Origin of the sequence: Bacillus cereus group sp. Bc061 (assembly GCF_027715825.1) — a bacterium.
In the GTDB taxonomy this organism is placed as follows: domain Bacteria; phylum Bacillota; class Bacilli; order Bacillales; family Bacillaceae_G; genus Bacillus_A; species Bacillus_A paranthracis.
This window is the reverse complement of the sequence record NZ_JAQFTZ010000002.1, coordinates 531,802-556,830: the sequence shown is the minus strand read 5'-3', so window position 1 is coordinate 556,830 and position 25,029 is coordinate 531,802. Positions and strand designations below refer to the sequence as shown.

Genomic DNA, 25,029 nt, shown 5'->3' with positions numbered 1-25,029 from the left:
GTATGAAGTGGAAACATATAATTGGTGACGTTGAAGTGAATCGGGATTTAGTGTTATTACTCCTCATTGGAGGTTTATACACGCTCGCAATTTCTTTATCGAATACGTTTGTTAACATTTATTTATGGAAACAAACACAAAATTATGTGAATCTCGGCTTGTATAATTTGGCCAGCGTTGTATTGCAGCCCCTCACATTTCTTATAGGTGGGAAATTAGCGAAGCGTATTGATCGCTCGATCTTGTTACGAATAGGCGTAGGCACGTTAGCGATTTTTTTTATCGTTGTTTTAGTAGCGGGGAAAAGCGCTTCTCACTATATTTTATTAATGGGGGCTCTTTTAGGAGTCGGATATGGTTTTTACTGGCTCGCGTTTAACTTATTAACATTTGAGATTACAGAACCAGAAACAAGAGATTTCTTTAATGGGTTTCTTGGGCTTCTTACATCCTTCTCTGGCATGATTGGACCGATAGCAGCTGGATACACAATTTCACGTATGGAGAAGTGGAGTGGTTATACGGTCATATTCTTTCTCTCGTTATTGTTATTTGCAATTGCTGTCGTTTTAAGCTTTTTTGTATCTAAGAGAGAATGTGAAGGTCGTTATGAGGTTACACAAGTTTTGAAAGAGCGACGGATTGATAAAAATTGGGGGAGAATTACACGCGCTCATTTTTTCCAAGGATTGAGAGAGGGGACATTCATTTTTGTTATTTCAGTATATGTGTACTTAGCAACCGATAGTGAGCTTGCATTAGGGAAATATAGCTTAGTAAATTCTGCTGTATCATTTGTATGTTACTATTTAGTCGCCCGTATGTTAAAGAAAGAGTGGCGAAAAAAAGCAATTTTACTTGGAGGCATTATTTTATATGCTGTTGTATTTTTAGTTATATTCAATGTTACATACACAAAATTACTTATTTATGCAGCATGCATTGCGATTGCATACCCTATTTTACTCGTTCCATATGGATCGATGACATATGATGTAATTGGTAGAGCGAAAAATGCGAGAGAGTGGCGTGTAGAGTATGTTGTTGTCCGAGAATTATGGTTAAATGCCGGGAGAATTTGTTCAGTTTTAAGTTTTTTATGTGCTGTATTATTCTTTCCGCCTGAAAAGAGTTTACCTGTCTTACTATGTATTTTAGGTGCTGGACATTTTCTTATTTATTTTGCAGTTAAAAATGTCAAATATGATGAAGGAAATGCAGGGAACACAAGTGTCGTAGCGCAAGGAACCACGCAGAATCAAACAGAACCAGAAGGTTAACTTATCGTTTGTTTTATGCTAGAATAGAAAAAGATGTAAGACAGCAGTGAGGACACCTGTATGAAGGTGTCCCTTTCAAATTACATAGCTGTTGGTAGAGGGGGTTTGTATGGGCAAGAAGCAGAAACAACAAAAGAAAAAGACTCACGTTCCTTTTCGGTTAAACGTGCTGTTTTTCTGCGTGTTTTTAATGTTCTCCGCGGTTATTGTAAGGCTTGGTTATGTACAAATTGTTCGCGGTGAGGAATATAAGAATGAAGTGGAGAGGAAAGAAAACTCGACGATAAGTAATCCTGTACCACGTGGGAAAATATTTGACCGTTATGGGCGAGCTGTAGTAGATAATGCAGCTGTACGTACGATTACATTTACAAAAATGAAAGGATCAACTGCAGAGGCTCGCTTAGAAACAGCGAAAAGATTAGCAGATTTGATTGAAGTACCGACAGATAAATTAACAGATCGCGATAAAAAAGATTATTGGCTTGCTATTCATAAAGAAGAAGCGCAAGAAAAAATTACGAAAAAAGATCGTCAAGAGTTTAAAGATAAAAAAATTGACGATAAAGAATTAGATGAGCGTCAACGAAATCGCGTGACAGAAGAAGAAGTGAATCAATTATCCGCAAAAGATTTAGAAGTGCTAGCGATTAAAAGCAAAATGGACGGCGGATATGCGATGACGCCACAAGTCATTAAAAAGGATGCTACAGAACAAGAATATGCGATTATTAGTGAAAATCTAGCAACATTACCAGGTGTAGATACGAATGTTGATTGGGATCGAAAGTATATTTATGATGATTTATTCCGAAGTGTACTTGGCGGCGTGTCAACGTCTGATGAAGGTTTACCTAGAGAAAGACTAGATTACTATCTTGTTCGTGATTATAATCGAAATGACCGCGTAGGGAAAAGTTATCTTGAGCAGCAATATGAAGATAGTTTGCACGGTAATAAAGCGGAAGTGAGAAATATTACGGATAAAAACGGTAATATTTTAGAAACGATTAATGTATCAAAAGGGCAAAGTGGTAACAATCTGAATTTAACAATTGATATGGAATTACAAAAGCGTGTAGAAGAAATTATCACGAAAAATTTATTGAGATATAAAGGGGGACAACCTCTTTTAGATCGCGCATTCGTTGTAATGATGAATCCAAAAAATGGTGAAGTTTTATCTATGGCAGGGAAACAGTTAGTGGAAGAAAATGGCGAAACGAAAGTGCAAGATTTCGCATTAGGAACGATGACAAGTTCTTATCCGATGGGATCAACTGTAAAAGGTGCGACAGTACTTACAGGATATCAAACAAAAGCGATTCAACCGGGTTCCTACCAACTGGATGAACCAATCGTATTGAAAGGAACGCCGAAAAAATCTTCTTGGAAGACGATGGGGTCTATTAATGATCTGACAGCATTAAAAATGTCTTCTAACGTATATATGTTTAAAACAGCGATGAATATCGCAGGTGTTCAATATGTGAGAGGTGGTACGTTAGATGTACCAAAAAAAGCATTTGATACGATGCGCTATTATTTCGGACAGTTTGGACTTGGTGTAAAAACAGGTATCGATTTACCAAACGAATCTGCGGGTCAAATAGGTAGAGGAAATCAGCCTGGTTTCTTATTAGATTTATCAATTGGACAGTATGACACATATACACCACTTCAATTAGCACAGTATGTTTCAACAATTGCAAATGGTGGTTACCGTATGCAGCCGCAAGTTGTAAAAGAAATTCGTCAACCGGAAGCGAAACAAGGCGAAGTTGGAAAAGTCGTTCACTCAATGGAACCAAAAGTACTAAACCGTATTGATATGCCTGAATCACAAATTAAACGTGTTCAGGAAGGATTTAGACAAGTATTTAATGAGTCTGGTGGTACAGCTGCGAAATACTTTACAGGCGCATCATATAAAGCTGCTGGTAAAACAGGTACAGCTCAAACTGTGTATGGCGGAGATAAAGAGATTGGTAGAAAAGCAAACGGTGAGCGTAAAGAAACATATAACTTAACATTAGTAGGTTATGCGCCACTTGAAGACCCTGAAGTAGCATTTTCTGTTGTTGTACCTTGGGTAGATGATAAATCAGGTATTAACGGATATATTAGTCGTGACATTATGGACGCGTACTTTGATTTGAAAAAGGTAGAAAATGGCGAAGCTACACAAGAGGAAATAGATAAGAAAAATAAAAAGCAAGATGATGAATAAAAAAGTTGTAAAAAAAGCACACTATCTGAAAAGATAGTGTGCTTTTTTTTTTGATTCATGCATACGTTTTAATAAAGTGGACAAGCAGATCATATCGGAATTTTAAGGGACCTCGCAAATAATACGTATGCATTCACTATGGAAGTTATGGACCAATCCTCAGTGAAGATGAACAGTGGCTACGGATTAATAATTTACCTAATGTTGATTCTTGTGGAACTTTACAAAACTTTTACAAACAATTAAAACCGAATTAATAGTTTAGCAGTATTCTTATATCTGTAATCCTGTTATTTCCGGTTACTTCTAGGAGGAAGAACACGTGAAATGGATAAGTGCATCAATTAAAGTTTTCATACTGTCGACATGTTTCTTTTATGTTGGCACGTCTACTGCATTTGCTGTGAATGAAATGGGAGAAGTGAGAGTTGATGGATCCTCAACGGTTTTTCCTATTATAGAAGCAGTAGCGGAGGAATATACAAAGGTGCATCCAAACGTGAAAATTTCCATCAGTGTTTCTGGGACAGGAGGAGGATTTAATCGTTTCAGTAAAGGAGAAGTAGATATAAATAATGCTTCGAGAGTAATGAAACAAGTGGAAGAAAATGAAATGAAGAAAAACTCCATTCAGTTTACACCGTTTGAAGTCGCTTATGACGGCCTTACGATCGTTGTGAACCGTCAAAATACTTGGGTAGATAATATGACGGTAGACGAGTTACGTCTATTATGGAGTGAAGATGAAAGTGAAAAGCGATGGTCACAAATTCATTCATCATGGCCACGTGAACAGGTAAAGTTTTATGCGCCAGGTGTAGACTCTGGTACGTATGATTATTTTCAAAATGTCATCTTACAAAAAAGTCGCATTGTAAAAAAAGTCTCTTTGTCTGAAGATGATCAAGTTATTATGCAAGGGGTAATGAATGATAAAAATGCCATTGGTTTTGTAGGATATGCTTATTATATGGCCAATCGAGATAAGGTGAGAGCAATAAAAGTGAATGGTGTACTTCCGACGAAAGATACCATCCAATCAGGTGAGTATAAGCCGTTATCTAGGTCGCTATTTGCTTATGTGAATCATGCATCTATCCGAAATAAAATGAATGTAGCAAATTATATTGAGTTTATGATTCAGCATGTTGGTAATCTTGCTGAAGAGGTTGGATATGTAAAATTACCAAAAGAAAAATACAATGAACAGCTGCGGATGTTAACAGAAATAAAAAGGTAATGTCAGGGTGGAAAGGGGTTTTCATCTTTGGCTTATAATGACAAAAGTCAAATTACATTTTCTGTACAACATTTGATTGAAAGAAATACAAAACATAGAAAAAAAACGCAGCGAATCAATCGAATCGTTCCATTATTACTAAAAATAATTGCTAGTGTGTCTATTGCGACGACACTTGGAATTATTTTTACGCTTTCTAATGAAACAATAATGTTTTTTAAAAAAATATCATTGCTCTCCTTTTTGACAGAGAAAGAATGGTTACCTTTTTTTGAAAATCCTAAATTCGGTATATTACCACTTATATGTGGAACGGTACTTGTAACAGCAATCGCTATGTGCGTAGCAGTTCCTATCGGTTTAGCGTGTGCCGTATTTTTAAGTGAATATGCTTCAAACAGTGTAAGAAAAGTATTAAAACCGATGTTAGAACTATTAGCAGGTATCCCGACAATTGTATATGGCTTTTTTGCATTAACAGTTGTTACACCGCTTTTACAACGGATTATACCTGATTTACAGTTTTTTAATGCGATTAGTCCAGGTATTGTTATTGGCTTTATGATGATACCTACAATTGCATCTCTGTCTGAAGATGCAATGAGAGCTGTAGCAAAAGGAACGAAAGAAGCTTCGTTGGCACTTGGAGCAACTCGGTTTGAGATGGTAAAACAAGTCGTGTTTCCTTCAGCTTTCGCAGGGATTATGGCAGCGATTATATTAGCTGCTTCAAGAGCAATCGGTGAAACGATGATCGTTGTAATTGCAGCAGGGTCCACACCGAACGTATCTCTCGATCCGACACACTCTATTCAAACGTTAACAGCTTATATTGTGCAAGTGAGTTTAGGTGATGCTCCGCATGGAACAATTACTTATTACAGCATGTACGCTGTAGGCGCAACGTTATTCTTGTTTACTTTTATAATGAACATCATTTCGCAGTTTATTATGCGCCGCTTTAGGAGGGTGACATAATATGCGCATGTTGAATCATAAAAAAATACAAGAAAATATGGCATCACGTTTTTTTAAAGATCGAATTTACAAATTGTTATTTTATATGGCAATTTTGTTTTCAATAGTAATCCTGCTTATTTTGCTTTTTCAAATTTTTGAAAAAGGTGTCAGTTACCTTTCGTTAGATTTCTTTACAAACTTCGCTTCGCGTAATCCGAAAGAAGCTGGGATTGCTGCAGCTTTGTCAGGAACAATATTATTTATGAGTATTGTTATACCACTCTCCTTTATATTTGGGGTCGGAACTGCTCTTTATTTAGAGCAATATGCGAAGGAATCTATATTTAAAAAGGTAATAGAAATTAATAATCAAACGTTAGCGGGAGTACCTTCCGTCGTATTTGGATTACTCGGCTTAACCATTTTTGTATACGCTCTTCACTTAGGTGAGAGTATTATTGCAGCGGCACTGACGATGAGCTTACTCGTCTTACCGACAGTTGTTGTAGCGAGTCAAGAAGCGATACGATCTGTACCGAGGTCATTATTAGAAGCTTCTTACGGGTTAGGTGCTACGAAGTGGCAAACGATGTATCAAGTTGTATTGCCATATGCGTTCCCAGGAATTATAACAGGTTGTACGTTAGCGATATCAAGAGCGATTGGAGAAGCGGCACCGTTATTAGTTATCGGGGCACTTGCATTTGCAAATTATGTTCCGTTTAGTATGTTTGATAGATTTACAGTTTTACCAATTCAAATTTTTAATTGGATGAGTAGACCACAGGAAGAATTTCAGTATGTAGCAGCTGCTGGGATGATTGTTTTGTTAGGTTTGTTGCTCTTGATCAATATAGTTGTCCTATGGTTACGAAATCGAAAATAAGTTGGAAATGGATGAAAGGGGAATTCAAATGGTAGCAACAGTAGTAAATGTACAGGTGAAAAACGAGGAGAAAATCGAGACTGCGCCAAAGAAAGTAGTATTTGATACGAAAAATTTAAATTTATGGTATGGAGAAGACCATGCTTTAAAAGATATTAACTTAAGTATTCATGAGAATGAAGTTACAGCAATTATCGGGCCAAGTGGTTGTGGTAAATCAACGTACTTAAAAACATTAAATCGTATGGTAGAGTTAGTACCAATCGTGCGAACTACAGGCGTAATTGAATATAGAGAGCGCAATATATTTGATAAATCATATCCAGTTGAAGAATTACGAACACATGTAGGAATGGTGTTCCAAAAACCAAATCCATTTCCAAAATCTATTTATGAAAATGTAGCATATGGCCCGAAAATTCATGGGATTAGCGACAAGAAAACGTTAGATGAAATTGTTGAAAAAAGTTTACGTGGAGCAGCGATTTGGGATGAGTTAAAAGATCGTTTGCATGATAATGCATACGGTTTATCTGGTGGACAGCAACAGCGTCTATGTATTGCACGTTGTTTAGCGATTGAACCAGACGTTATTTTAATGGATGAGCCAACATCAGCACTAGATCCAATTTCAACATTAAAAGTAGAAGAATTAATTCAAGAGTTAAAGAAAGATTTTAGTATCGTTATCGTAACGCATAACATGCAACAAGCTGCGCGTATTTCAGATAAAACTGCTTTCTTCTTAAGTGGAGAAGTTGTGGAGTATACAGATACAAATAAATTATTTACGACACCTTCAGATAAGCGTACAGAAGATTATATTACAGGCCGATTCGGTTGATGTCGCTAGCAAGGCTAAGAGCAAATACCCTCTTAACAGAGGGTATTTCTTATTTTTACCTTATTTAAGATAGGAGAAGTAATACTTCTCCTATCTTAAGGTTTATTATAAGTAGGCTAGGTAGGAGAGTTATATATAGTGGCACATAATATTAAGGGGGAAGAAACAATGGTACGAGAACAATTTCAATGTGATTTAAAAACGTTACAGCAAAAGGTGATTGAGCTTGGTGAACTAGCGAGAGAAGCTTTATTGCTTGCTATGGAAGGGCTCCATAAAAAGGATGTAGAGAAAGCGTTAGAGGTAATAGATGGTGATTATCGTATGGATAATTTAGAAGAGGAAATAAATGATCTTGCGCTTATGCTCATTACGAAGCAGCAACCTGTAGCAAGTGATTTAAGAAGGATTTTCATTTCAATTAAAACAGCGACAGATTTAGAACGGATTGCAGATCATGCTGTTAATATTGCGAAATCAACCATTCGTCTCGGGGAAAAAGACGTGTCTGTTAGTTTGCACAATCTTGATGAGATGTTTGCGATTGCAAATAAGATGTTACAGTTAGCGCTAGATGCATATGAGCAAGAAAATTTAACTTTTGCGAAGCAAATTGCCGAAATGGATGATTCTGTTGATGAAATATATGGGAAAGCGATTCGTGAATTTATATCTTCAGTTCCAGAACAACCAGAAGCAATTACACAAATTACACAATTATCCTTTGTAGCGAGATATATCGAACGTGTAGCAGACCATATTACAAATATTGCTGAAAATGTTTTTTATTTAGTAAAGGGAAAGCATTACTTATTAAATGAATAAAGAAAAAAGCAGGTGAAGCATCACCTGCTTTTTTTAGTCAAAACATGACAAAAAAAGCTCGTTGTTTCCTTTAGTTTATGATGATAAGATGTATCATAATATAATGGAAAAAATAGGGCGTATATGTTATTCGCTTATTAAGTAATATTTTAAAAGTTAATAGTAAGCGCTTTCTTCAGTTGTTGAAAGGTGAATGTATATAAGGGGAACTTTACTGCCTGTCGGCCCGATTGGTCAAGGCTAATAATCAGTAGGGGATGAAGAAAATCTCCACTGATTAAAGTTTCACTTTATTTTATACTGCTAGTTAATGCTGGGTAGATAATATACATATCGTATATGAAGTTACTGAACATTATATAAGTGGAGGCTGAAGTATATGAAGGGGGTTATTTTAGCTGGAGGAAAAGGACGACGCCTTAGACCATTAACATGTAATACTCCAAAGCCGATGTTGCCATTATTAGAAAAGCCAGTTTTAGAATACAACATTGAATTATTGCGTCAGCATGGTATACGTGAGATTGCAATTACTGTTCAGTATATGAGTACAGCTATTAAGCAATATTTTGGTGACGGTAGCAAATGGGGCGTTAACTTGTACTACTTTGAAGACTCTCCACCGCTTGGAACTGCAGGGAGTATTAAACAAGCGGAAAAATTTTTGGATGAACCGTTTGTTGTCATAAGTGGGGATGCGTTAACTGATTTTCAATTATCAGAAGGAATTACGTTTCATAAACAAAAGAAAAGAATGGTAACTATGTTTGTAAAGGAAGTAGAAAATCCACTCTCATTTGGTTTAGTTGTAATGAACAAAGAACAAGAGGTTACACGATACATAGAAAAACCGAGTTGGAATGAAGTAGTCTCTAATATTGTGAATACAGGTATATATATTATGGAGCCAGAAATTTTTTCTTACATACCGCCCCGAGAATTTTTTGATTTTAGTCAAGATGTGTTTCCGTTATTGGCAAATAAGAACGCATTATTTGCATATTTGTCAGAAGGTTACTGGTTAGATATCGGTACATTTGATCAATATCGACAAGCACAATTTGATTTGTTAACGAAAAAATTGCAAGTACCTATCCCGTATACGGAAGTATTACCGATGGTATGGATGGGAGAAGGGGTAACGATTGGAAAAGGAACGAAAATTCACGGTCCTTCTTTTATTGGTGAAGGAGTAAGAATTGGTGCTGGATCTGTAATTGAGCCATACTCTATTATCGGGAAAAATAGTGTTGTTTCAAGTTATTCTCATCTTCAAAAGAGTATTGTTTTTGCAAATGTGCACATTGGGAAATATTGTGAGTTACTAGAAACGACAATAGGAGAACATACAATGGTGGAAGATGATGTTACATTGTTTCAAAAAAGCATTGTAGCGGACCATTGTCATATAGGGAAAAGTACGGTAATTAAGCAAAAGGGAAAACTATGGCCATATAAGGCGATTGATAGTCATTCGGTAGTAGGATCGGCTGGTGTTCAAGAAAGTGAGAAGAGTGCAGGATGGTTGCAAAAAAGCCGCATTGTAGGAAGAGGTAATGTGGAGATTACGCCTCAATTTATTGTAAAGGTTGCGATGGCGTACGGATCTCTTTTTACAAAAGGGGAAAGTATATTAATCGGGAGTCAAGAACATATAGAAACGACTTCTTATAAAAATCTTTTTCTTCATGCAATTCATGGTATTGGGATTCATACGATGGAATGCAAAGAAATGAACGAATCACTTTTTCAGTACAGCATTCAAGATTTGCAATGTGCGGGCGGGGTTTTCATTCAAGCGGAAAAAGAAAAAGAGATTGTTATAAAGTTGTATGGTAAGGATGGGGCACAGTTAACGTATAAGCAGCAAAAAGCGATAGAACAAGTGTATATGTCTGAGTCGTTTTATTACGTATGTGAGAAGGAAATGGGGCGGAATAAGCTAGTACACGTTTCTTTACATAATTATATAGAGGCTGTATTAGAGCGTATTGATATTGAGAAAATAAAAAAACAGAAGTTCCATCTTCTTATTAATAAGAGAAATGATATGTTACAACATTTGCTTATGCTCTTTTTGCAAAGACTCGGATGCACAGTTACGTGGATTTATGCTGGTGAACAAAAGGATCATGTGAAAGCTTTAATGAAATCAAGTAAAGCAAATATGGCGCTTATGTTTTCAGAGCAAGGAAATTATTTCGAGTTATATGATAATCATAGTAATATTTACCAAGGGACGGATTTTGAAGAGATTGATATTCCAGATTTATTACTGGAATCGGCAGGAAATATTTACCCAATGTCTTTGAAATTAGGAGAATGTTATCTTCTATTTTATACGCAGGATGAAAAAAAATCGTTTCAAGCGAGATGGAAGCGAGATATTTTATATCGAATTGGAAAATTATTCGAGTTAATAGCATTGCAGGGAAAAACCTTTCTCAGCATAGTAGAGCAATCCCCACCGCTTTATTTACTTTGTGATGAAGTTGTATGTTCGTGGAATGAAAAAGGGAAGGTGATGAGGAAATTATTGGCTGATATCGAAAGGAAGGAAGAAGGCATATTTGAAGGAGTACAGTTCAAATATACCGAAAAAGAGTGGTCTTATATCGTTTCTGACACAAAACAACCGAAATTTTTAGTGTATTCACATGCTAGAAACCCAGTAATAGCAAGGGAAAACATGAAAAATCTTATAGAAAAAATTAGACAATATCAAAAGGTGTAGAATTTTTATTTTAAAAGTGGTATTATAGTATAGTCTGATTTAAGTTATTAGTACTGGAGGGAAATAAGAATGCGTGTGAATATTACTCTAGCATGTACAGAATGCGGAGATCGTAACTATATCTCAAAGAAAAACAAACGTAACAACGCTGAGCGTATCGAGCTTAAAAAGTATTGCAAGCGTGACAAGAAGTCTACGTTACACCGTGAAACAAAGTAAGCAGTAGGAATATTTTCCTACTGTTTCTTTTTTTATTCGATTCCTCTCTTAAAAGTGATACACTATCATCGTAGAGCAAAGTATCACTGTGAGGGGGAAAATGTGTGAGAGAAGAGAAACTACGTTTACGTAAACAAATAATAGAGCACATGAATTCTTTATCAAAAGAACGGTATACAACTTTATCAGAGCAAATTGCATTTTCGTTGTATGCACAAAAAGAGTGGACTGAAGCTAAAACAATTGGAATCACTCTTTCAATGGAAAATGAAGTGAATACATATCCTATTATCGAAAAAGCTTGGGAAGAAGGAAAGAAAGTTGTTGTTCCGAAGTGTAATAAAGAAACAAGAACAATGTCCTTTAGGCAAATTAGTAATTTTGATCAATTGGAAACAGTGTATATGAATTTACGTGAGCCAATTCCAGCGCTTACGGAAGAAGTGAATGCAGATGAAATTGACCTTCAAATTGTACCAGGTGTAGCTTATACAGAGCGAGGAGAACGGATTGGATATGGTGGTGGCTATTATGATCGTTATCTCATGCATTATAAAGGGAAAACGCTATCATTAGCTTATAGTTTTCAAATGGTAGACCATATTCCAATAGAGCCGTTTGATAAAAATGTAGAAAAAATTATTACAGAAAAAGGAACAATGGTTAAAAATGGGCTTGTATAGACAAATAAAAATTGACGAGACTTTTTCTTCTTGATTATAATAAAATATGTGAACGTTTTCTTATTATAATTTTTTATAGTAAGTGAGCATAGAGGGTGATGAAATGTTATCTATATATGATATTCAGCAATTGCTAAAGAAATTTGGTACGATTATTTATACGGGAGATCGAATTGCAGATTTACAATTAATGCAAGATGAATTGCGTGAATTAAATCAATCACAGCTAATCGATTCACAAGACTATCAAACAGCTTTATTTTTATTGAAGCAAGAAATTCAAAAAGAGCTAAATAAGAATTAGATAAAGGTAGGTAAGTAACATGGAAGAGAAATGGTTAGTTGGTGTTGACCTTGGTGGTACAACGATTAAATTAGCATTTATTAATGTATACGGTGAAATTTTACATAAGTGGGAAATCCCTACGAATACAAATGAGCAAGGAAAACATATTACACTTGATGTAGCGAAAGCTATTGATAAAAAGTTAGAGGAGTTAGGCGAATTAAAAAGTAAGTTAATCGGTATTGGTATGGGAGCTCCTGGCCCTGTACACGTGGCGTCTGGAATGATTTATGAAGCGGTTAACTTAGGATGGAAGAACTATCCGTTAAAAGATTTATTAGAAGTAGAAACAGGATTACCTGTTGTGATTGATAATGATGCGAACTTAGCAGCGCTTGGTGAAATGTGGAAAGGTGCTGGTGAAGGAGCAAAAGATTTAATTTGTATGACGCTTGGCACTGGTGTTGGCGGCGGTGTAATTGCCAATGGAGAGATTGTACACGGCGTAAGCGGTGCTGCTGGTGAAATCGGACACATTACAGTCGTTACAGAGAATGCTTTCCCATGTAATTGCGGGAAGTCTGGTTGCCTAGAAACTGTAGCATCTGCAACAGGTATTGTGCGTGTTGCTATGCAAAAAATACAAGAGACTGATAAAGAAAGTATTCTACGTTCTATGTTAGCAGAAGAAGGACGTATCACATCAAAAGACGTATTTGAAGCACATGGACAAGGTGATGAACTAGCAGGCGAAGTAGTAGAAAAGGTAGCTTCTTATTTAGGATTAGCTGTAGCGAACCTTTCTAGCACGTTGAACCCAGAGAAAATCGTTATTGGCGGAGGCGTTTCTAAAGCTGGAGATGCACTTTTAGAACCAATTCAACGCTATTTTGAGCAATATGCTTTCTCACGTGCTGTAAAGAGCACGAAGTTAGCTATTGCAACACTTGGTAATGATGCAGGTGTTATCGGAGGAGCTTGGCTTGTAAAAAAGCACAAATACGAAGCGAAGATGGTATAAGTTGTGAAGTATGAAAAGAGGAAGGGGAAACCCTTCCTCTTTTTGTGCGAAATCTTGATGAAGACGAGCATGTAAATGAATTAAGCTGCTGGTGGGTACCCGTTATATAGAACAGTCATGATTGTAAACCATCCGAAAACGAGTACGGTTGCAATTGCAAAGCCGCCCGCGAGAAAATTCTTTTCGCGAAGTGTTCTAAGCGTAGCAAATACAGCTAACAGAGTGACAAGCGTAAAAATAATAACAAGGCCCATACAATATCCTCCTCTGTCTACCCATTCCTTAATATGAGTTTTTGGAATATTTACTCTTTTATATTGTACATGTTTTAAAAATGATTGTCGAGATAGCATCCTTTCTTTTCCTAAGAGAAAAAAATGTTGTATCATTGAAAGTAAGTTTAATAATTGGAGGAGATTTTCATATGAAATGGATACAAATGCCGTTAGGCCCATTACAAACAAATGCTTATATTTTAACGAATGAGCAAAATGAGTGTATTATCTTTGATCCTGGTCACGAAGGAGAGAAGCTCGTTACATATTTACAAGAAGAACAATTAAAGCCACTGGCTGTTTTATTAACACATGCTCACTTTGATCATATTGGTGCTGTTGATGCGGTAAGAGACGCTTTTCATATTCCTGTGTACGTACATAAAGAAGAAGCAGATTGGTTAGGCGATGCAACTGTAAATGGTTCTCAAATCTTTATGATGAATCGCAGCATTACAGCAAAACCAGCAGATCATATTATTGATGCAGAAGGTGCATTAGCAATTGGTTCATTTAACTTTGAAATTTTTGAGACACCAGGACATTCTCCAGGCAGTATTTCTTATTACTGTAAAGAGGCGAATGCTGTATTTTCTGGAGATGTATTATTCCAAATGAGTATTGGAAGAACAGATTTACCTGGTGGAAGTTTTGCAGAGTTGATTGGAAGTATTGAAGAGAAATTATTTGTATTACCTGATGAAACAGCGGTGTTATGTGGACATGGTCCAGAAACAAGCATTGGTTTTGAAAAAGAAAATAATCCATTTTTACAGTAAGGAGCTAGTATGGGGATGGAGCTCATTTTAAAAGAATGGATGGAAAAAGAAAAGGATTATTCAATTTCATACAGTACATATATGAACCTCGCATTATATGCAGAGGAACATGGATATTATATGAAAGAACGTGAAAAAATAGGAAGACAAGGGGATTTTTTTACAAGTAGCAACGTATCCTCTGTGTTTGCAAAAACTTTTGCTAAGTTTTTTATTCGTCTTGTTGAAAATGGTGAAGTTGCTCCACATATTTGTGAGATTGGTGGGGGGACAGGAAGGTTTGCCTATGATGTTTTACAAGAATGGAAGCAATTATCACCGGAAACCTTTATTGATTTAAACTATTCGATAATTGAAATGAGCCCTTTTCATAGAAAATTGCAGCAAAAGACTCTTTGTTCGTTTTCTAATGTGTCATATTATACGTCGCATAGTGAAATGGGAGAATCGTTCGAGGGGATTCTTTTTTCGAATGAGTTATTTGATGCATTTCCTGTTGAAGTAATTGAGAAGAGAAATGGAATATTGTATGAAGTACGTGTTACGTACACAGAGGAAGGGAAACTTGCAGAAGTATGTAGGCCGTTACATAAAAGAATTGGTCGATACTTATTGAAATATAATATTCATCTCGCTGAAGGCCAGCGTTTTGAAGTGCCAATTGCGATGGAAGAATATATAAAAGAAATTGCGAAATGGTTTCAACGAGGTGTATGTATTACAGTTGATTATGGATATACAAAAGAAGAATGGATGCATCCTGCACATCAAGAAGGTAGTTTACGAGGATATTACGAGCATAAATTAATTCGTAATCCTTTAGCGTATCCAGGTGAAATGGATCTTACTACTCATATTCATTGGGACGAACTGAAAGAAATGTTTAGCCTGCAAGGTATGAATATGGTATGGCATAAGAAACAATCTGAGTTTTTGTTAGCAGCAGGAATACTAGAGCTGCTTACGAATCATCAAGATCGGGATCCTTTTTCTGAAATTCAAAAACAAAATCGTGCAGTTCATTCTATGATTTTGAGCGGAGGATTGGGGAGTGCATGTGATGTTGTTATACATACGAAACATATGCAACAGTTACACTTGGATCGGTATTTGAAAATATAAAAAACAAGACACAGCATAGTTCTGTGTCTTGTTTTTTAATACGACTTATGTAGCATCATATATTTCCTCTCATGATATATATTTATATTAAAGATATGAGATGAAAAATATAAAATACATCCTTTTTTTCTGTCTATGAGTCCCTAACCCAATAATACGCGAACGAGTTGAATAATTGTCTCGTTTTCTACTTTGTAATAAATTTCCAATCCTTTTCTTTCACTTGAAACGATTTTAGCACTTTTTAACTTTGCTAAATGCTGTGAAATTGTAGATTGTGGCATGTTTAAGCCAGTGTACATTGTAGAAACGTTGCTTGGACCGCGTTCAATTAATCCTTTTACAATACATAAGCGAACAGGATGAGCAAGTACTTTCAATAATTCTGCATTGCTTTCATATAGTTCTATTTCTTTTTGAAAGGTTTCTAACATGTTCTTTTCCACCTCCGTGTGAGCTGTTATACCATACTATACATACCAAAAAATTAAAGAAAAGAAAACAGTTGTTGCAGAAAAACATTCCTAAAGTAAAGAAATTGTAAGAAAAGAGACCCTGATGTAAATAAAGTAGATAATTTAGCACGGTTTTGTAAAATGACATTTTTGGGTGAAAATTTCGATGCGTTTTAAAAATTGAAAGATATAGATATATTTGTAACACAATTTTATCATGATTTTCTTATTCTTTCAAATGAATATACGAAATTTTTAAAATAATATGACAAAGGAATTATAATGTTATATATAGAATATAAAACAGGTTAAAAGAAAAGAAGCCGAATGTAGTCAGCTTCTTTATGGTGAAAATGAAATGTTTGAATATAGCTGATAAATCTTAGAATTACCAAGATGTTAGTTATGTATTCTAGATTTCATCTTTCATCAATTTTAAAAATCTGTGGTTCCATATATTTTCATAAAAATCAATTGTCTCTTTTGCGGACATAAATGGATTATTTAACGTAGAGGTTGCTTTCTGGAACATGAAGTTTTCGTACCCTAGTCCATGGGCAAATTTAATCGTGGTATCCATACAGTACTCTGTTTGGGCACCACAAAATTCAATACGATGTACAGATAATTGATCTAAAATCTCTTTCAAGTTTGTGTTATAAAAAGAATTGGCATGTGTTTTTCTTACAAAAAAATCTTGTTTTTGAACATCTAAATCTGAATGAATAGCCCAAAGTTCTTTTTCAGGTACTAAATCATCATCACAATGTTGAACGAAAAGAATTGGTTTATTTGATTTTCTGTATGAAGAAATTCTTTTATTTACTTTTGTAAGTAAATTTTGTAAGTCAAATAAATGTTCTTCGCTATAACATACTCCATTTTGTAGATCGATAACGATTAAAATATCTGCACAAGTATCCATTATTTTTGCCCCTTTTTTACTTCTTAATATATCAATTAATTCATTACTTGGAAATGGGTGTACTCTTTCTTTTTTTATGAACTATACGAAAAGTAAAAAGTATAATCGAAAACATAAAAAGAAGATATGAAAATTTAATTTCATATCTTCTTTTCGCTCTATGCATTTACAGGCTCTTCTACATAAGAAAGGGCATTTTCAAAATCGGATATTAAATCGTCAACATTTTCAAGACCGACGGATAGCCGAAGTAATGAATTTGAAATCCCTCTTTCATCACGAGCTTCTTGCGATAGTGCTGCATGTGACATTTTAGCTGGGTAGGAAAGGATCGATTCGACAGCCCCTAAACTAACCGCAAAGACAGGTAATTTTACTTTTGATAAAAATTGGCGAAGTGCGTCTTCTGATTGTAAAGTGAAAGATAGGACAGCTCCTGCTGATGTAGCTTGAGATTGTTGAATGTTAAATCCAAGATGTGTTTGTAATCCTGGATAGTAGACATTTTGAACTTTAGCGTGCTCTTGTAAATAGTGTGCAATTTTATTGGCATTAGCAGCTGAATGCTCAAGACGTACATGCAATGTTTTTAGACCACGAAGTACGAGAGAACAATCTTGCGGGCCTAGAATAGCGCCGAATGAATTTTGTAAAAAGCCAAGTTTTTGAGCGAGATCGGTATCTTTTACAACTGCTAATCCGGCAGTAACATCACTATGACCGGCAATGAATTTTGTGGCACTATGAAGAACGACATCAGCGCCAAGGTCAAGTGGTTTCTGGAATAGTGGTGTCAAAAATGTATTATCAACAAAAGTAAGGGCGCCAATAGATTTTGCAAGTTTAGAAACAGCACGAATATCTGTCACTTTTAAAAGTGGATTGGAAGGTGTTTCTACATAAAAGAGTTTTGTATTTGGCTTAATGTTTTGCTTTATTTCTTCTAAATTGGTCATATCAACAAATGTATGTGAAACACCGTAACGGGAGAGAACTTCAGTTATCATTCGATAAGTTCCTCCGTATACGTCTTCTGAAATGAGTACGTGATCACCTTGTGAAAGGAGGAGGAATGCAGTAGAAATCGCTGCAATTCCTGATGCGAAGGCAAATCCTTTTGTTCCGCCTTCTAATAAAGCAATGATGTCTTCAAGAGCTTCACGAGTTGGATTGCCTGACCTGCTATAGTCATATTTCCCGAACGTATCTACATCAAATTGGTGAAATGTTGATGTGTTATAGATAGGAACGTTAACAGCTCCTGTTTGCGAGTCATGTTTATATTGGTTGTGCAGTAAGAGTGTATCTATAGAATAACTCATATTCTTACACCTTCTTTTACAAGTTTAATGGCTTGCTTTAAGTCTTGAATTAAATCGTTACTATTTTCAATACCAACGGAAAATCGAAGAAGACGATTACATACACCGTTTGCTGTTCTAATTTCTTCAGGAATATCAGCGTGTGTTTGTGTTGCTGGATATGTCATTAAACTTTCAACACCACCGAGACTTTCGGCAAATGTAATTAAGGATAAAGATTGTAAGAATGGATTAATCCATGTTTCATCTTTCAGACGAAACGAGATCATGCCGCCTCTTCCAGGATAAAATACATCTGTCACCCCATCCTCATCATTTAAATAAGCAACAACTGCTTTTGCATTTTCTTCATGTTGTCTCATGCGAAGCGCTAACGTTTTCATACCACGGATTAATAGCCATGAGTCAAATGGACTTAAGACCGCACCAGAGGCGTTATGATAATGAGCGATTTCCTCACAAAGTTCCTTTCCTTTTGCAACGACAAGTCCGCTTAGTACATCGTTATGACCACCTAAATATTTCGTTGCGCTATGAAGTACAATATCGGCACCTTCTGTTAATGGCTGCTGTATATAAGGTGTGTAGAATGTGTTGTCTACAATAAGAAGTAGTCCGTGTCTTTTCGCTACAGTTGCAACAGCGGCAATATCGGTAACTTGCATTAATGGATTAGTTGGAGTTTCTATGAAAATAGCCTTCGTTTTCGTTGTGATGGCTTGCTCAATTTGTTTAATAGATTGTGTATTTACGTATCTACATCGAACGTTCCACTTTTTTTCGTGCTCAGAAAATAATCGATAAGTGCCACCGTATAAATCTTCAGAAACAATAAGTTCGTCTCCAGAGCGGAATAGGGAAAGGACAAGAAGAACGGCTGCCATCCCTGAACTACAGGCATAACCTTGTTCACCGCATTCTAAGTCTGCGATTGCCTGTTCTAATAGGCCGCGCGTTGGATTTCCAGTTCGTGAATAATCAAATCCAGTAGATTTACCAATTCCTTCGTGACGATAAGCAGTTGAAAAATAAACAGGTGGATTAACAGTTCCTGTTGTAGTTTCACTCCGGTTTCCGATTTGCGCTAATTTTGTTTCGATAGTTGACATGTGAAAATTCCTCCTTTTTAAATTGAACCATTAGTTGAATATAAAATAAAAAAGCCTTCTAAGAAGAAGGCTTTCGGTTTGAATAGAGTCTTCTTCTCATCTGTCAAATCTTTCACAATTTGCTGGAATTAGCACCTTATTAACAAATGTTAATGGTTGCTGAGGCGTCATAGGGCCAGTCCCTCTACCTCTCTAGATAAGAATGTTCGTATGAAATTTTATTATGTTTTTAACTTTACAACAAAAGATAATTGAATTGCAACTTTATTTTAAATAATTTTTATTTTTCCGCAAGTGTCATTGACTTTTGTATTTGTGCGTGCTAAATTTATAAAAAAATTAACAAACATTGTTAAAAGGGGAACGCATTTCCTTTTAGCTACATAAATAAAATAATAAAGACAAACTCTTATTGAGAGCGGTGGAGGGAAAGGCCCTGTGAAACCCGGCAACCTTCAAACGAAATGTTTGAAACGGTGCTAATACCTGCAAAACGAATGTTTTGCATAATAAGAGGAGGATCGATTATGTCCCCCTCTTCAAAGTGAAGAGGGGGTTTTTATATTGATAGAAATGAGGGAGATTTGTGAAATTACTAGATTTATTATCAAAAGGAATTGTAATAGGTGATGGTGCGGTTGGGACGTTATTACATTCACATGGTTTGCAAAGTAGTTTTGAAGAATTGAATATATCTGATCCAGATTTAATTATATCGATTCATAAGCAATATGTAGCGGCTGGGGCAGATGTGATTCAAACAAATACGTATGGAGCAAATGAAGCGAAATTACGTATGTATGGATTAGAAAATCAAGTTACTGAAATTAATAGAGCGGCAGTAAAACTGGCGAAAGCATCTGTTACAGACAGAAATGCAATTTTAGGCACAATTGGTGGTATGAAACATATCGGGGCGGTTACGACAACTGATATGGAGCGAGAATTTATGTTACTGGAACAGGCAAGTGCATTATTAGAAGAACAGGTTGATGGACTGCTATTAGAGACTTTTTATGATGAGTTTGAATTACTTCATGCTGTCCAGGTGTTACGAAAAGAAACAAATATTCCAATTGTAGCGCAATTGGCGTTACATGAGGCGGGTACGACTCAAAATGGAAATGATGTAAATGAAATATTAAAACAACTTTTAGATTACGGTGCAAATGTTGTTGGATTGAACTGCCAACTAGGGCCACTTCATATGACGGAAGCTTTTAAAATGATATCGATTCCGAAAAATGGTTACTTGTCAGCATATCCAAATGCAGGTCTCCCAAATTATGTAGAGGGACGATACGTATATGAGGGAAGTCCAGCTTATTTTGAAGCGATGACACCGAAATTTATTGAGCAAGGTATTCGGTTATTGGGCGGTTGTTGTGGCACGACTCCAGAACATATTGAAAGTATGAAACGTGCTACTCTAAATGTTACGCCTGTAATAGAAAAGGATACGGTTCAAAGACCGAAAGTAGTTCATACACATGAGAAACGTTCAAAAGCTCATGTCACTTTAGCAGAGAAAGCAAAAAAACAAACGACCGTAGTAGTGGAATTAGATCCACCAAAAACGTTAGATACGCAGCGGTTTTTTGAAGGCGCAAGAGCATTGAAAAGAGCTGGAGCAGATGCTATTACTCTAGCAGATAATTCATTAGCATCGCCCCGTATCTCGAATATGGCAATGGGAGCATTATTAACGAAGCATGATATTCCGGTATTGACGCACTTAACATGTAGAGACCATAACGTCATCGGACTACAATCTCATTTACTAGGATTATCAGCGTTAGGCATGGAAGAAGTGTTAGCTTTAACTGGAGATCCAGCGCGCGTTGGTGATTTTCCAGGTGCCACTTCTGTATATGATTTGTCCTCTATCGAGCTCATTAAAATGATTAAAGAAATGAACGATGGGCGTTCCGTTTTAGGGAAATCCATTGGACCGGCAACAAGGTTTTCTGTGGGCGGTGCATTTAACCCGCATGTAAGACATTTAAAAGCAGCGGTTAAGCGAATGGAACGGAAAATAGATGCTGGAGCAGAATATTTCTTAACGCAGCCAATCTATGATATCGCGTTAATTGAAGAAGTGTATGAAGCGACAAAGCATTTAGAACAACCTATTTTTATTGGAATTATGCCATTAATAAGTAAACGGAATGCAGATTTTCTTCATTTTGAGGTGCCCGGTATTACTTTACCTGAAGCAGTAAGAGAGAGAATGGATGGACATGAAACGAAAGAGGCAGCAATTGAGGAAGGGATTCGTATTTCTCAAGAATTAATCGATGCGGCGATGAAATACTTTAACGGCATTTATCTTATTACACCATTTTTAAAATATGAAATTACAGAACATCTTGTTAAATATGTGAGAGAAAAGCAAGAAGTGAAAGAAGGTATTAATTGATGAAATGTATAGAAGAAAAATTACAAAATAACATCTTACTATTAGATGGTGCAATGGGAACGATGATCCAGCAAGAGGATTTAACTGCGGAAGATTTCGGAGGAGAGGAGTACGAAGGGTGTAATGAGTATTTAGTAGAAACAAGACCAGATGTTATTTTAAAGATTCATAAAGCCTATATTGAAGCTGGAGCGGATATTATTGAAACAAATACATTTGGGGCAACCAATATTGTACTAAGTGATTATGAGTTATCTCATTTAGACGAGGAGCTAAATGAGAAGGCAGCGCGTTTAGCGAAGCAAGCAGTCGAAGAAAGCGGGAAGGAAGTATATGTTGCGGGAGCAATGGGACCGACAACGAAAGCGATTAGTGTTACTGGTGGTGTAACGTTTGAAGAATTAATTGAAGCTTATACGCGGCAGGCAAGAGGATTGTTGAAAGGAGAAGTGGATGTATTACTCGTTGAGACGAGTCAAGATATGCGTAACGTGAAGGCTGCTTATATTGGAATTCAAGCGGCTTTTGATGAACTAAATACAGTTGTACCTATCATGATTTCGGGAACGATTGAACCGATGGGAACGACTCTAGCTGGGCAAACAATTGAGGCTTTTTACTTATCGGTAGAACATATGAAGCCATTATCTGTTGGATTAAACTGTGCGACTGGTCCGGAGTTTATGAGAGACCATATTCGTTCTCTATCTGATTTATCGGAGTGTTACATTTCTTGTTATCCAAATGCAGGTCTTCCTGATGAAGATGGACATTATCATGAATCTCCATCCTCGCTTGCCGAGAAAGTGAAGCGATTTGCAGAAGAAGGATGGGTTAATATTATCGGTGGTTGTTGTGGTACAACACCAGAACATATAAAAGCAATGAAATCCGCATTAACGTCTCTTAAACCTCGTGAACAGCAAGAGAGAGCGGGACATGGGGTTAGTGGATTAGAGGCACTGCAATATGATGACTCTATGAGACCGTTATTTGTTGGTGAAAGAACAAATGTTATTGGATCACGTAAATTTAAAAGATTAGTAGCAGAAGGGAAATTTGAAGAGGCTGCTGAAATCGCTAGAGCGCAAGTGAAGAAAAATGCTCATATTATTGATATTTGTATGGCAGACCCGGACCGCGATGAAATAGAAGATATGGAAAACTTCTTGGCAGAAGTTACGAAAGTGTTAAAAGTACCGATTATGATTGACTCAACAGATGAACATGTGATGGAGCGAGCTCTTACTTATATTCAAGGGAAAGCTGTTATTAATTCAATTAATTTAGAAGATGGAGAAGAGCGATTTAAAAAAGTGACACCGCTTCTTCGTAAATATGGTGCTGCAATTGTAGTTGGAACAATCGATGAAGATGGAATGGCAGTAAGTGCGGAAAGAAAACTAGAAATTGCGAAAAGAAGTTATGAGTTATTGACGACGAAATATGGTATACGCCCATCAGATATTATTTTTGATGCACTTGTATTTCCTGTAGGGACAGGTGATGAAGAGTATATTGGCTCGGCGGCTGCGACGATAGAAGGGATTCGCCTTATTAAAGAAGCATTACCAGAGTGTTTAACGATTTTAGGTGTAAGTAACATATCATTTGGTTTACCACCAGCTGGTCGCGAAGTGTTAAATTCCGTCTTTTTATATCATGCAACGAAAGCAGGGTTAGATTACGCGATTGTAAATACGGAAAAATTAGAGCGCTATGCGTCAATTCCTGATGAAGAAAAACGCCTTGCAGATGCATTGCTTTTTGAAACGACGCAAGAGACGTTGGAGAAATTTACAAACTTCTATCGCGTGGCAAAAAAGAAAGATGTTGTTGTCCAAGAAACATTAACACTTGATGAAAGGCTCGCAAATTACATTGTAGAAGGTACGAAACAAGGTTTACACGAAGATTTAAGTCTCGCACTTACAGAAGGAAGAAAACCTTTGGATATTATTAATGGCCCACTTATGACAGGAATGGATGAGGTAGGAAGATTATTTAATAATAATGAGCTTATCGTTGCTGAAGTATTGCAAAGTGCTGAAAGTATGAAAGCTGCTGTAAGTTATTTAGAGCCACATATGGAATCTAGCGATAGTGCGAAAAAAGGGAAAGTATTATTAGCAACTGTAAAAGGTGATGTGCATGATATTGGGAAAAATCTCGTTGAAATTATTTTAGCAAATAACGGATATGAGATTATTAATTTAGGAATCAATGTTCGCTCGGATCGAATTGTGCAAGAAGTACAAGAAAAGAAGCCTGATATTATAGGTCTTTCTGGTTTATTAGTAAAATCGGCTCAACAAATGGTAACGACTGCTGAAGATTTAAAAGCGGCGGATATTGATATTCCAATTGTTGTAGGCGGGGCAGCGTTAACGAGAAAGTTTACAGATAATCGCATTTCGCCATCTTATAAAGGGCTCGTATGTTATGCGAGTGATGCGATGACGGGGCTGGATATTATTAATAAGCTTCAAAAAGAAGAAGAGCGTGAGAAGATGAAGCAGGATAAAAAAGAACGTCATCTTCATATCGTAACAAAAGAAGAGAAGAAAGTAGAAATTCCAGCAGTAATTGAGCCATTACCGAAGGCTGAGGTTATCGTACCGGATTCAACAAAACGAATTGTATTAAGAGATGTTCCTGTTTCACATCTCGCGCCATTTCTAAATAGACAAATGCTGCTTGGACATCACCTTGGCCTAAAGGGAAGTGTGAAGAAACTTTTGCGAGAGGGAGATAAAAGAGCGCATGAATTAAATGATTTAATAGATGAATTATTGCAGGAAGGACAATCTTGGTTAAAACCGAAAGCAGTGTATCAATTTTTCCCAGCGCAAAGCGACGGACAGAATATTGTAATATATGATCCAGAAGATCATACGCGTGTTATAGAGCGTTTCACATTCCCAAGACAAGGAAAAGCACCATATCGTACTTTAGGTGACTATTTACGCCCAGTTGGAGATGAGATGGACTATGTTGCTTTCCTATCTGTTACGGTTGGAGAAGGTGTTCGTGACATTGCTGAAGAGTGGAAGGCGAAAGGTGATTATTTACGCAGTCATGCTATTCAATCGTTAGCGCTTGAACTAGCAGAAGGACTTGCTGAAAAAACACATATGCTCATTCGCGATCGCTGGGGGATTCCAGATTCGCCAGAATTGACGATGGAAGAACGCTTCCGTACGAAATATAGAGGGATACGAGTGTCCTTCGGTTATCCAGCATGTCCAGAACTCGCAGATCAAGAAAAGTTATTTCGCTTAATTCATCCAGAGGAAATAGGTATTTCATTAACGGAAGGATTTATGATGGAGCCAGAAGCGTCTGTAACGGCTATGGTATTTTCTCACCCCGAGGCAAGATATTTTAGTGTATTATAGTCTAGAAGGGGGAGACG

21 protein-coding genes and 2 riboswitches are annotated in these 25,029 nt (G+C 36.5%); of the genes, 16 read left to right on the top strand and 5 right to left on the bottom strand.

Features of this window, described 5'->3' with window-relative positions:
- The first annotated feature begins 2 nt into the window (after nt 1-2).
- The 12 genes from PDQ40_RS12250 (at nt 3) to glcK (ending at nt 13,208) form a co-directional block, all read left to right on the top strand.
- Nucleotides 3-1,280, top strand: a complete 1,278-nt coding sequence (locus PDQ40_RS12250; protein WP_000871368.1) for an MFS transporter — start codon at nt 3-5, stop codon at nt 1,278-1,280.
- Nucleotides 1,281-1,389: 109 nt separating this feature from the next.
- A complete protein-coding gene (locus PDQ40_RS12245; protein ID WP_000516826.1) occupies nt 1,390-3,510 on the top strand; it encodes a peptidoglycan D,D-transpeptidase FtsI family protein in 2,121 nt (706 codons plus the stop codon).
- Nucleotides 3,511-3,832: 322 nt separating this feature from the next.
- Nucleotides 3,833-4,750 carry a phosphate ABC transporter substrate-binding protein PhoX gene (gene phoX, locus PDQ40_RS12240; RefSeq protein WP_000871259.1) on the top strand — a complete coding sequence of 306 codons (918 nt, stop codon included), beginning with the start codon at nt 3,833-3,835 and terminating at the stop codon, nt 4,748-4,750.
- Nucleotides 4,751-4,777: 27 nt separating this feature from the next.
- A complete protein-coding gene (gene pstC, locus PDQ40_RS12235) occupies nt 4,778-5,728 on the top strand; it encodes a phosphate ABC transporter permease subunit PstC (protein ID WP_000323875.1) in 951 nt (316 codons plus the stop codon).
- A 1-nt stretch (nt 5,729) separates the two neighbouring features.
- Nucleotides 5,730-6,596, top strand: coding sequence for a phosphate ABC transporter permease PstA (gene pstA / locus PDQ40_RS12230; protein ID WP_001242539.1), 867 nt, complete (start codon nt 5,730-5,732; stop codon nt 6,594-6,596).
- Between the two features lie 28 nt (nt 6,597-6,624).
- Nucleotides 6,625-7,440, top strand: a complete 816-nt coding sequence (pstB, locus tag PDQ40_RS12225) for a phosphate ABC transporter ATP-binding protein (protein WP_000226683.1) — start codon at nt 6,625-6,627, stop codon at nt 7,438-7,440.
- 168 nt (nt 7,441-7,608) lie between these two features.
- Nucleotides 7,609-8,265: a phosphate signaling complex protein PhoU gene (gene phoU, locus PDQ40_RS12220; RefSeq protein ID WP_000251231.1), complete on the top strand. Its 657-nt coding sequence runs from the start codon at nt 7,609-7,611 to the stop codon at nt 8,263-8,265.
- A 379-nt stretch (nt 8,266-8,644) separates the two neighbouring features.
- On the top strand, nt 8,645-10,999 hold the full coding sequence (locus PDQ40_RS12215) for a sugar phosphate nucleotidyltransferase (protein WP_270691439.1): 2,355 nt from the start codon (nt 8,645-8,647) through the stop codon (nt 10,997-10,999).
- A gap of 69 nt (nt 11,000-11,068) precedes the next feature.
- Nucleotides 11,069-11,218, top strand: coding sequence for a 50S ribosomal protein L33 (rpmG, locus tag PDQ40_RS12210; RefSeq protein ID WP_001265616.1), 150 nt, complete (start codon nt 11,069-11,071; stop codon nt 11,216-11,218).
- Nucleotides 11,219-11,322: 104 nt separating this feature from the next.
- Entirely contained in the window at nt 11,323-11,901 is a 579-nt protein-coding gene (locus PDQ40_RS12205) for a 5-formyltetrahydrofolate cyclo-ligase (protein ID WP_001206419.1), read from the top strand.
- 103 nt (nt 11,902-12,004) lie between these two features.
- On the top strand, nt 12,005-12,205 hold the full coding sequence (locus PDQ40_RS12200; protein WP_000949156.1) for a YqgQ family protein: 201 nt from the start codon (nt 12,005-12,007) through the stop codon (nt 12,203-12,205).
- A gap of 19 nt (nt 12,206-12,224) precedes the next feature.
- Nucleotides 12,225-13,208: a glucokinase gene (gene glcK / locus PDQ40_RS12195; protein WP_270691438.1), complete on the top strand. Its 984-nt coding sequence runs from the start codon at nt 12,225-12,227 to the stop codon at nt 13,206-13,208.
- Nucleotides 13,209-13,288: 80 nt separating this feature from the next.
- Here glcK and PDQ40_RS12190 read toward each other — a convergent pair whose 3' ends face one another.
- Entirely contained in the window at nt 13,289-13,462 is a 174-nt protein-coding gene (locus PDQ40_RS12190; RefSeq protein WP_000524853.1) for a DUF2759 domain-containing protein, read from the bottom strand.
- A 170-nt stretch (nt 13,463-13,632) separates the two neighbouring features.
- Between PDQ40_RS12190 and PDQ40_RS12185 the strand changes: the two genes are divergently transcribed.
- Together PDQ40_RS12185 and PDQ40_RS12180 are read left to right on the top strand one after the other, a co-directional pair.
- The gene (locus PDQ40_RS12185) at nt 13,633-14,262 is read left to right on the top strand and encodes an MBL fold metallo-hydrolase (protein WP_000871248.1); all 630 of its coding nucleotides are present in this window, start codon (nt 13,633-13,635) and stop codon (nt 14,260-14,262) included.
- A 9-nt stretch (nt 14,263-14,271) separates the two neighbouring features.
- Complete coding sequence (locus PDQ40_RS12180) at nt 14,272-15,384, top strand: class I SAM-dependent methyltransferase (RefSeq protein WP_000525121.1); 1,113 nt, start codon at nt 14,272-14,274, stop codon at nt 15,382-15,384.
- A 143-nt stretch (nt 15,385-15,527) separates the two neighbouring features.
- Here the strand turns inward: PDQ40_RS12180 and PDQ40_RS12175 are convergent, their stop codons facing one another.
- From PDQ40_RS12175 to metI, 4 genes are all read right to left on the bottom strand, one after another.
- Nucleotides 15,528-15,818 (bottom strand): ArsR/SmtB family transcription factor, encoded by a 291-nt coding sequence (locus tag PDQ40_RS12175; protein ID WP_000894375.1) that lies wholly within the window; start codon nt 15,816-15,818, stop codon nt 15,528-15,530.
- Nucleotides 15,819-16,251: 433 nt separating this feature from the next.
- The gene (locus PDQ40_RS12170) at nt 16,252-16,764 is read right to left on the bottom strand and encodes a cysteine hydrolase family protein (protein WP_000379161.1); all 513 of its coding nucleotides are present in this window, start codon (nt 16,762-16,764) and stop codon (nt 16,252-16,254) included.
- Between the two features lie 158 nt (nt 16,765-16,922).
- A complete protein-coding gene (metC, locus tag PDQ40_RS12165) occupies nt 16,923-18,086 on the bottom strand; it encodes a cystathionine beta-lyase (RefSeq protein ID WP_000122291.1) in 1,164 nt (387 codons plus the stop codon).
- Nucleotides 18,083-19,195, bottom strand: a complete 1,113-nt coding sequence (gene metI, locus PDQ40_RS12160) for a cystathionine gamma-synthase/O-acetylhomoserine thiolyase (protein ID WP_000103875.1) — start codon at nt 19,193-19,195, stop codon at nt 18,083-18,085. The genes metC and metI overlap by 4 nt, the downstream gene beginning before the upstream one ends.
- Before the next feature lie 93 nt (nt 19,196-19,288).
- Nucleotides 19,289-19,398, bottom strand: a riboswitch (SAM riboswitch).
- Nucleotides 19,399-19,601: 203 nt separating this feature from the next.
- Nucleotides 19,602-19,711, top strand: a riboswitch (SAM riboswitch).
- A 70-nt stretch (nt 19,712-19,781) separates the two neighbouring features.
- Between metI and PDQ40_RS12155 the strand changes: the two genes are divergently transcribed.
- Together PDQ40_RS12155 and metH are read left to right on the top strand one after the other, a co-directional pair.
- Nucleotides 19,782-21,614, top strand: coding sequence for a bifunctional homocysteine S-methyltransferase/methylenetetrahydrofolate reductase (locus PDQ40_RS12155; RefSeq protein WP_000770334.1), 1,833 nt, complete (start codon nt 19,782-19,784; stop codon nt 21,612-21,614).
- The gene (metH, locus tag PDQ40_RS12150) at nt 21,614-25,012 is read left to right on the top strand and encodes a methionine synthase (RefSeq protein WP_000649710.1); all 3,399 of its coding nucleotides are present in this window, start codon (nt 21,614-21,616) and stop codon (nt 25,010-25,012) included. The genes PDQ40_RS12155 and metH overlap by 1 nt, the downstream gene beginning before the upstream one ends.
- Nucleotides 25,013-25,029: the final 17 nt, after the last annotated feature.